Consider the following 7,733-nt stretch of genomic DNA (forward strand, 5'->3'; position numbering starts at 1 on the left):
AGCTGCCGCCGCGCCCGCCGCAACGCCCTTTACGCCGCCCTTTACGCCGCCCCCCTGCGGCGGCCCCGGACGCGCCCGTGAAGGCCGTCGCCGCCGAGGGCGAGAAGGCGCCCGCACACGCCCCGGCCCCGAAGTCGATGGCCGAGGCGCATCGCATCCGCATGGCCGAGACCGCCGAAGGGTATGCGAAGCTCCGGGCGACCCTCGACGCCCTGCAGAATTCCTCCGCCGAACCGTGGACGGAGTCTGAGGACGCGTTGGAGGGAGAAGTGACGGACCGCCGGAACGAACCCGACGCGTCTGAAGAGGCCGACGCGCAGGCGAAGCGGAGCGATTCCGTTGATTCCGAAGATTCCATTGATCAGGACGACCTCAACGAAGAGCCCGACGCCGTGGCGTTGGACGCCCTCGGCGGCTGGAACGCCTTCGACACAGAGGACGACGAGAAGAACGAGATGGACGAGAAGTCCGGCTCGAACGCGGCTCCGGCGGTGAAGGCCGCCGGTGCTGAGACGAACCCCAAGAAGGCCCAGAAGGAGTCTGCGGGCGGGGCGGCAGCGGAGTCGGTTGGCGAATCGAAGGAAAAGAAGGGAAAGAAGACCAAGCAGGCGCAGACGAACGCAGGAGCCGAGAAGGGACTCACGACCCCGACGGCCCGGAAGACCCAGGAGACTCCGAAGACCCCGGCGAAACGCGCGGCCGAGCAGCCCGTCGCCCAAGCGTCTGCAGCGGCCCCGGAGGGTGCGGACGGGCTCTTCGCCGGGACGAACGCCCCCGGCGGGCGCACGCCCGCAGAAGGCTCCTCGGGTTCCGAGCCCGACCCCTTCCTTGTTCCGCGCGGGCCCAACCGCCGGCTCTCAACCTCCCGCGAAGCGCTCGCGGGCGCACTGAGCCGCAGCGTCGCCGCTTCGGAGGAGGCCGACGGGAATCCGCAGGAGCCGTCCGGCGCTCAACCCCTCGAAGCCCTCGAAACCCTCGAAACGGTTGACGCGGCTCAAGCACCGGAAGTGCCCGGCGGCCACTTCACGCGGCTCACCGGCCGCCGCGTGCGGCTACCCGGCGACGTCCCTCCGCGGCCGGTCCGCGACCTCATCGACCCCGAAGTGGCGCTCTCGCTCGAACGGATTTCCAACCCCGGCTGGGGCGGAAAGATGATGGCCGAAGGCGCGCGCCTCTGGCTCGAAGAAAACGCTCTGCGCAAAGAGGCGCTCCTTGCGGCGCTATCGGCCGGCCCGGCGATCCCGATGGACGAAAAGGAGCGCCTCGCGCGCGAAGCCGAGGCCGCGCACCTCTATGCCGACCCGGCGCAGTCGGGCTTCACGGGTGAAATTTCGGCCCGTCCGGAACTCTGGGCGGTCTTCAAGGACGACGTCGCGGGCGCGCAGACCACGGCTCTCCGGCTCGACTGCCGCGGGCTCGAAAAGCGCATCACCGAACTCGCCCGTGCGGACGTCGCAGACCCCCGGATTCCTCCGCTCGTGGAGCACTACGAGACGCTCTCGACGCGTCTTCTTGAACTCGTCCGCGTGCAGACGAAGGAAGGCGAAAAGGCCGCGAAGCGCGTCACGCGCCTCGGCGCCGCCGGGTTTGCGGGCGTTTCCGCCGCACCGGTCTCCGGCTCCGACCCGCTCACCGAGCTTCTCGCACGCCTGAAGGGCGGCGCAAGCGCCCACCCCGCGGCCCCGCGCGTCACCCCGACCGAAGCGTGGCTCGCCGCGCTCTCGCGGCGAACCCCCGCGGACGTTGGCGCTCAACGCGCCGGCGATTCCGTCGCCGCCCGTTTTGGAAGCGCCAGTGCAGAACATTCTGAACGCCCCTCCGGGCAGCCGGACCAGGGCCGCGACGCGCTTCTCGACAAACTCTGGAGCGTGCTCGCCCGGCACGCTTCGTCCGGACGAGCCCCGGGGTCCTGCGCAAGGAATGCGCCCGGAGCGCCGCAGACGTCCTTCGTCCCGGGACCCGCGCTCTTCGAGGAGGCGGGCGCCCCAAACGCTCCAAACGCCTCCGCCGCATCCGACGAGCCCACGCTCTTCGCCGACATCGGCGCGGAGCGGCCGAGCGACCGGGCGCTCGAAGAAAAACTCAAGGGCCTGGCGCGGCGCGCGCCTGAGGCCATGAAGTCCTCTGCCGGGACGGACGCAGCCGATGCGGGCAATGAAGGCGACGTAGGCAACGAAGCCGACAAAGCCAACGAAGGGGCTCCTTCGCCGCTCTCTACCGGTGCTGAGCCGCCGGGCGGGTCCACACCGAGCTCAACATGCGCCGATGAGAATCGGCAAAAGGCGACGGTCGATTCGGCCGACGCCCCCGCCCGCCTTTCGGGCGAAGCGCCCGAGGAACCGGATGCCGCCGCTTCCGAGACCGCTCCCAAGGCTCCCAAAGCAGCCGGCCGCAAGCGCACGGGTGGGTTCGGCTTCGCGGGCCTGCGCTTCATCTCTCCAAACCGCGCCCGCGCGGCCGCAGCGCTCCTTGCGGCCGCCGTCGCCGCGCCCGTCCTCTGGCGCACGATCTTTCCAGCGCCCGCCTTCGCCGTCGTGGACCGCGACCTCGTGGAGACGCAGGTCGCGCTCCTGCGGCTCACGCACGCGCAGCCCGGAATGCCTGAGCGCGCGGATTTGAAGGGGCTCGATGCCGCGGCGATCGACCGGGCGGTGTCGCTCACCGCCGCCGATGCGGGGCTCCCGCTCATGGACCGGCACGCAGTGCTCTCAACCGCAGGCGCGGAGCCCGTCGACCTCACCGAAGCCGTGTTCGAGCGACTCGGCGTCACGCTCGCCGACCGCACGGCGCTCGCCGACGCGCTCGCGCACGGATGGAGCGCGGACGTGAACCTCGCGCTCGAGCGGGCCAAGAACCCCAACGTGCGCGCTCCGCAGGGCGTTGCGGAAGGCGCTGCGGAGCGCAACACCTCCCGCGCCGCCGGCGGGCGGCTTCTCGCGGAAGCCTCCCGCGTCGAGTCCGATCCGCCCGTTCCCGACGCGGACGAAGACTTCGGCGCGCGCGTGAAGCGCCTTCTCCAAACCATCCGCGGCGAAGGGGCGCACGAAGCCCAACCGCACGCGGACATTCAAGGAGGCCGCCAATGACCTCCCCCGTCTTCACGCTCGTCGAAGAACCCGCCGCCATGGATTCGCAAGCCCCCGCGGGCATCTCTCCCGCGCAGGCGGCCGACCTGCGCGCGCTCCTCGCGATCCGCGAGAACGCGGCGGACAAGCCCGCGGCGGCCTCAGCCCAGTCCTACGAGGCCGCGGCCTGGCGGCACCTCAAGGACGACACGGGCCCGCAGGCGCAGGAGACGGCGCAGCTTCTCGCCGTGGCGCTGCGCGGCGTGCAGCGCCGGTCGTCCGGCATCTCGGCCGAAGCCGTGCTCGCCGTCCTCATTTCTCAGGTGCTCCTCAGCCCCCGCGTCTCCTTTGAGGAGGTGACGATGCGCGCACAGATACTCTCCGAACTCGACGTCGCCGAGGTGCTCGAGCGCGCCGAGGCGACCGCACGCCGCGCGGGTCTCCATGCGAGGCGGTGCTTCGAGCGGCAGCGCTTCCCCTCCGAACACCTCCGGCGCGCCGTGAAGCTCGCCTGCGGCGTGAAGCTTTCCGAAAAGACGGCCGACGCCCTCAAGCTCCCCGCACCCCTGCCTTGGGACTCCTTTCACGACGGCCACCTCGCGTCGAGGCGCGCCGCGTGGGCGCTCGGGATCGTTCGGTGGTCGCGGCCGGCGGACCAGAAGACCCTGATGCGTCTCACTGCCGCGGCCGCGGCGCTCGCCGAACGGATGGACCTTGACGGCGCGGCGCTCGAGCGCGCCGCCGCGCTCTTCACCGCGCGCCGGCCGGTGGTGCTCTTGGGTCAAATCAATCTCTACACCGTGAAGCTCGTCCACGACCTCTGGCTCGCCGACCCGTCGATCGCGGTGGTGTCGCTGCGCCCCATGCCGCCCAAGCGCGAAAAGCGCGACCCCTGCGATCCGCCGCGGCCGAGGAACCCCTTTCACGTCTTCGGGATTCCCTTTCTCGAAGACCCGGAGGGGCGGATCGCCAGCCTGCTCGGCGTGGACCACTTTCCGTGCCTCATCGAGCCGCGGCTCGGGGGCTTTTGCGCGACGGCCGCGACGGGACTCGCCTCCCTCGTGACGCTCCCGCGCCGCGACCGCCGCGCGCGGGGCTTCGCCGTGCCCACCTGGATGCGCACCCTCGCTGAAATCGGCCTTCTCGCGCGCTGGGAGGACGGCGGCGTCGGGCAGACGACCGAGATGCACTCGGCCGCGGTGCGCTTGAAGTTCCTCTCGCTCTACGAAGAGCTCATCCGCACGCCGCTCCTCGACGAGCGGCGCGTCTTCGGACCCGAGGGCGAAGCGGTCAACCACGTGAGGCGCCACCTCGAGGAGAAGCGCGCCGAAGTGATCGCGCTCCTCGCCGAAGCGAAGAGCGACGCGCAGGCCGAAATCGAGGAGACGAAGAAGGCGCAGGCGAGGCGTGACGCCGAAGCGCGCCGCCAAAGCGCCACCCCCGCCCCCGTCGTGATGAAGCGCACCCGCCGCACTTTGAAGAAGCCCGCTCGCAAGCCCGGCATGAAGGCGGCCGAGCCTCCCTCCATGAAGGCGGCTGCGGCAGCGTCCGCCGAAGCCCCCCGGCGCGTCCTCACGGTGCGCGCCCCGCAGGAGCGGCACACGGACGCCCGCAAGCCCGAAGGCCCCGGCGCGCCCCCGAAGGGCGGACCTTCGGCCAAACGCTCCCCGAAGACCACGACGCAGAAGGACGCGGCATGATGCGGTTTTTCAAGAACACCCTCAAAAGGCGCCTCTTCGTGCTCCTCGCGGGCGTCATTGCCGCCGGCGCCTCAGGCGCAGCCGCGGCCGCCTCGTGCTCGGGCCGGATCCCGAACCCGATCACCGACGTCTGTTGGTCGTGCATGCAGCCCATCACCATTGCGGGAAGCGTCTCCGTGTCGGGAAAGGGGACGCTCCCGGACGTGCGCACCGACGCGCAGCCCCTCTGCGCCTGCGGGTCGGGCCCGAGCCTCAAGGCCGGGATCAACGTCTCGTTCTGGGAGCCGCTGCGCACGGCCGAGGTCGTGCGCCACGCCTGGTGCTTCCCGACGATGGGCGGGATGACGCTCGACCAGGCGGGCCTGCGCGCACCCGACCACGCCCGCACGCCGCGGGGCTTCGGAGAAACTCGCCGCACGGCCTTCTGGCAGGTGCACTGGTACCAGTCGCCCTGGCTTTTCGTGCTGGAGGCCCTCCTCGACCACGCCTGCCTTGAGCAGGCTCCGTGGGACCTCGCCTACCTCTCCGAGCTCGATCCCCTCTGGGACGACACGTTGACGAGCTTTCTGCTCGCCCCCGACGCGGCACTCTTCACCGCGGGGGCGGCCTTCGGCGCCTGCGCGCTCGACTGCGCCGCCGCCACCGCCGGGATTTCGGAAAAGTCCCTCTACTGGTGCTCGGGCTGCCAGGGAGCGGTCTTTCCGCTCTCGGGCTGGATGGCCGCGCAGGTTTCGCCCGTGCAGGCCTGGCACCTGATGGCGCACCGCTTCGCGATGAAGCTTTCGCGCGAGGGAATCCTCTGGTCCGCCCACGGGCGACAGGGCCAGTGCGGGCCCTACGTACAGCCGATCTTCGACAAGTCCGTCTGGCGCACCCAGCTCATCCACCCCGCGCGCACGACCTCAAAGGACGCGGGCGGGTGCTGCCAGCCCCTCGGGCGGTCGACAACGCTCCTCGGCGCAAACCGGTCCTTTCCCTTTACGGGCGAAGACGGTGCGGTGCTCCTCTGGCGCAAGCGCGACTGCTGCCTCGCCTCGGGCCTTGAAGACGCAGCCGACGCCGCGGAGTTCTTCACCGACGCCGAGGAAGGGCTCGCCGCCTGGCGCAGCGCCGCCCGCAGATGACGTCTTTACCTCCCCGCCTCGCTCCGAGCGCGGGCGGAACCTTCCCTCAACCCTTCCCAACCTTCTCCACTGGACACTCCCGATGAAACTCAGCCCCTCCGTCCCGAGCGCCTGCCGCGCGCTCCTTCTTGCCGGCGCGTTCTTCTCCACCGCCGCCGCGGCCATGCCGGGCGCCCCGATGCTCTCGCTCGACGAGGCCTGCCCCATGTGCGCGCCCGTCTGCGAAGCGGGCAAACCCATGCGGCCCGTCGTGGTCCATGAACCCGTCGGCCCCGTCTACGCCAACGCGCTCCCCGACTGGGCCGAGGTGATGAGCCGCACGGTCACCCATTTTCAGGAGTCGGGCGAATTCGCCCGCCGCCATGCCGCCGTGCGCCGGCAGATCGCCCAATGGGGCGCCGCGCCGCGCTCGGACTCCGCCCTCCCGCGGGCGCAGGAGCCGTGGACGTTCCGCTGGGAGGTTCCCGCCGAGATGCGCGGCGCCTTTGGGCGCCTTTCGCCCTCGAGCGAAGGCACGGTGGCGCAGTACCGCACGACCTGGACGCGGGAACTTTTGATGATCGACGGCGACGATGCGGCGCAGCGCCGCTGGGCCGAACGCATCTGGCGCTCGGCCCGGCAGGCCGGCAAACGCGACCTCTTCGGCCTCCCGCGGATCGTGGTGATGCAGGGCGCGACGGCGCCCATGCGCGAAATGCTCCGCGACGACCCGAACGGGCGCGTCTGGTTCGACCAGGGCGGCGTCATCCGCCGCCGCATCGGACTCCCGGCGCTTCCCGCCGTCGCCTCGACTTCGGAGGCGGGACTCCACGTCGCCGTCGTCGTGATCGACGAGGAAGGAAACGAATCCGCTCCGGCGAAGACTTCCGGGAAGGCTTCCGGCAAGACTTCTGCACCGACCAACGGGAGGGCGCTCTGATGCTGCGGCTTCTCATGACGTCGGCCTTTCTGACGCTTCCCCTTTGCGCGGCGGCGGCCGGCTCCCCCGCCTTCTTCGCTCCGACCGCGCCCTCCGTGATGTCGGCCCCGGCGGAGGTTGCGCGGCTCGAGAGCGAGGTGCGGCGCTTCCCCGCACTTCCTCAGCCCGGGACGCCGGCAGGGGATCCCGCGAGGACGCCGCGCGCGCCCGCGCTTTCCGCGGAGCCCGGGTCCGTCGTGATCCTCGTCTCGTCGTCGATGCCGCCCGAGAGCCTGCGCGCGATCGCCCGCGACGCCCGTCGCCTCGGCGTCGGGCTCGCGCTCTCGGGGCTTCCCGTCAAAGTGCGCCGCCCGGACCGGGCCGACGCGGCGCTCGCCCAAGGCGACGCCGCCCTCGGCACGCCCTTCGTCGCCGACAAGGCCGAGCTCGCGCGCTTCATGAAGCCCGTCCTCGAAGAAGGCGCCCATGCCGGCGTCGCCCCGATGGTCTGGCACGCCGTACGCGACGCCCTGCCCGAAGAGCCCGCCGTTCCGGCGATGGTCTTCTTTGAGTCCGACGTGATCGAGCTCTTCCCGGGCGACGTGCGGCCGCTCTATTGGGCGGCGCTCGCCGCGAAGCGCGCGCAGACCGAGTCCGTGCGCCGCCGTGCTGCGGAAATGATCCGCGCCGCGGGCCTCGAAGACGAGGCGCGGAGGCTCCTGCCGTGATGCGCTCCGCTCCGACCCTCATGCCCGACCGCCGTTGTGTCGTCCGACGAGCCCTCCTCCCGGCGCTCTGCCTCTTCGCCGGTCTTTGCGCGAGCGCAAAGGCCAATCCCCCCGCAGCCTCCGACGGGAGCGCCACGGCGGAGGCCGTGCGCGCGGCGCTTGGGACCGCGCGCCCCGAATGGTCCGCGACCTCCAACCGCTTTTCCGAAGTCCTCACG

Annotated in this window: 6 protein-coding genes; all 6 read left to right on the forward strand. The window is 71.4% G+C overall.

Annotated features, from left to right (window positions below; genetic code table 11):
* Positions 1 to 77: 77 nt before the first annotated feature.
* Positions 78 to 3,086 (forward strand): hypothetical protein, encoded by a 3,009-nt coding sequence (locus ACT6Y9_RS06895; protein ID WP_443743984.1) that lies wholly within the window; start codon positions 78 to 80, stop codon positions 3,084 to 3,086.
* The gene (locus ACT6Y9_RS06900; RefSeq protein WP_443743985.1) at positions 3,083 to 4,765 is read left to right on the forward strand and encodes a hypothetical protein; all 1,683 of its coding nucleotides are present in this window, start codon (positions 3,083 to 3,085) and stop codon (positions 4,763 to 4,765) included. Before ACT6Y9_RS06895 ends, ACT6Y9_RS06900 begins: the two co-directional genes overlap by 4 nt.
* Positions 4,762 to 5,889, forward strand: a complete 1,128-nt coding sequence (locus ACT6Y9_RS06905; RefSeq protein ID WP_443743986.1) for a TraU family protein — start codon at positions 4,762 to 4,764, stop codon at positions 5,887 to 5,889. Before ACT6Y9_RS06900 ends, ACT6Y9_RS06905 begins: the two co-directional genes overlap by 4 nt.
* An 82-nt stretch (positions 5,890 to 5,971) precedes the next feature.
* On the forward strand, positions 5,972 to 6,808 hold the full coding sequence (locus ACT6Y9_RS06910) for a hypothetical protein (RefSeq protein WP_443743987.1): 837 nt from the start codon (positions 5,972 to 5,974) through the stop codon (positions 6,806 to 6,808).
* A complete protein-coding gene (locus ACT6Y9_RS06915; RefSeq protein WP_443743988.1) occupies positions 6,808 to 7,515 on the forward strand; it encodes a hypothetical protein in 708 nt (235 codons plus the stop codon). Before ACT6Y9_RS06910 ends, ACT6Y9_RS06915 begins: the two co-directional genes overlap by 1 nt.
* A partial coding sequence (locus ACT6Y9_RS06920; RefSeq protein WP_443743989.1) for a hypothetical protein occupies positions 7,512 to 7,733 on the forward strand: 222 nt, incomplete at its 3' end. The genes ACT6Y9_RS06915 and ACT6Y9_RS06920, both read left to right, overlap by 4 nt.

This window comes from Sutterella sp., assembly GCF_052272535.1.
In the GTDB taxonomy this organism is placed as follows: domain Bacteria; phylum Pseudomonadota; class Gammaproteobacteria; order Burkholderiales; family Burkholderiaceae_F; genus Sutterella.

Excerpts from the sequence above, each read along its gene's own strand:
- ACT6Y9_RS06905 (WP_443743986.1), top strand. The coding sequence starts at position 4,762 with ATGATGCGGTTTTTCAAGAACACCCTCAAAAGGCGCCTCTTCGTGCTC.
- ACT6Y9_RS06915 (WP_443743988.1), top strand. The coding sequence starts at position 6,808 with ATGCTGCGGCTTCTCATGACGTCGGCCTTTCTGACGCTTCCCCTTTGC.
- ACT6Y9_RS06900 (WP_443743985.1), top strand. The coding sequence starts at position 3,083 with ATGACCTCCCCCGTCTTCACGCTCGTCGAAGAACCCGCCGCCATGGAT.
- ACT6Y9_RS06910 (WP_443743987.1), top strand. The coding sequence starts at position 5,972 with ATGAAACTCAGCCCCTCCGTCCCGAGCGCCTGCCGCGCGCTCCTTCTT.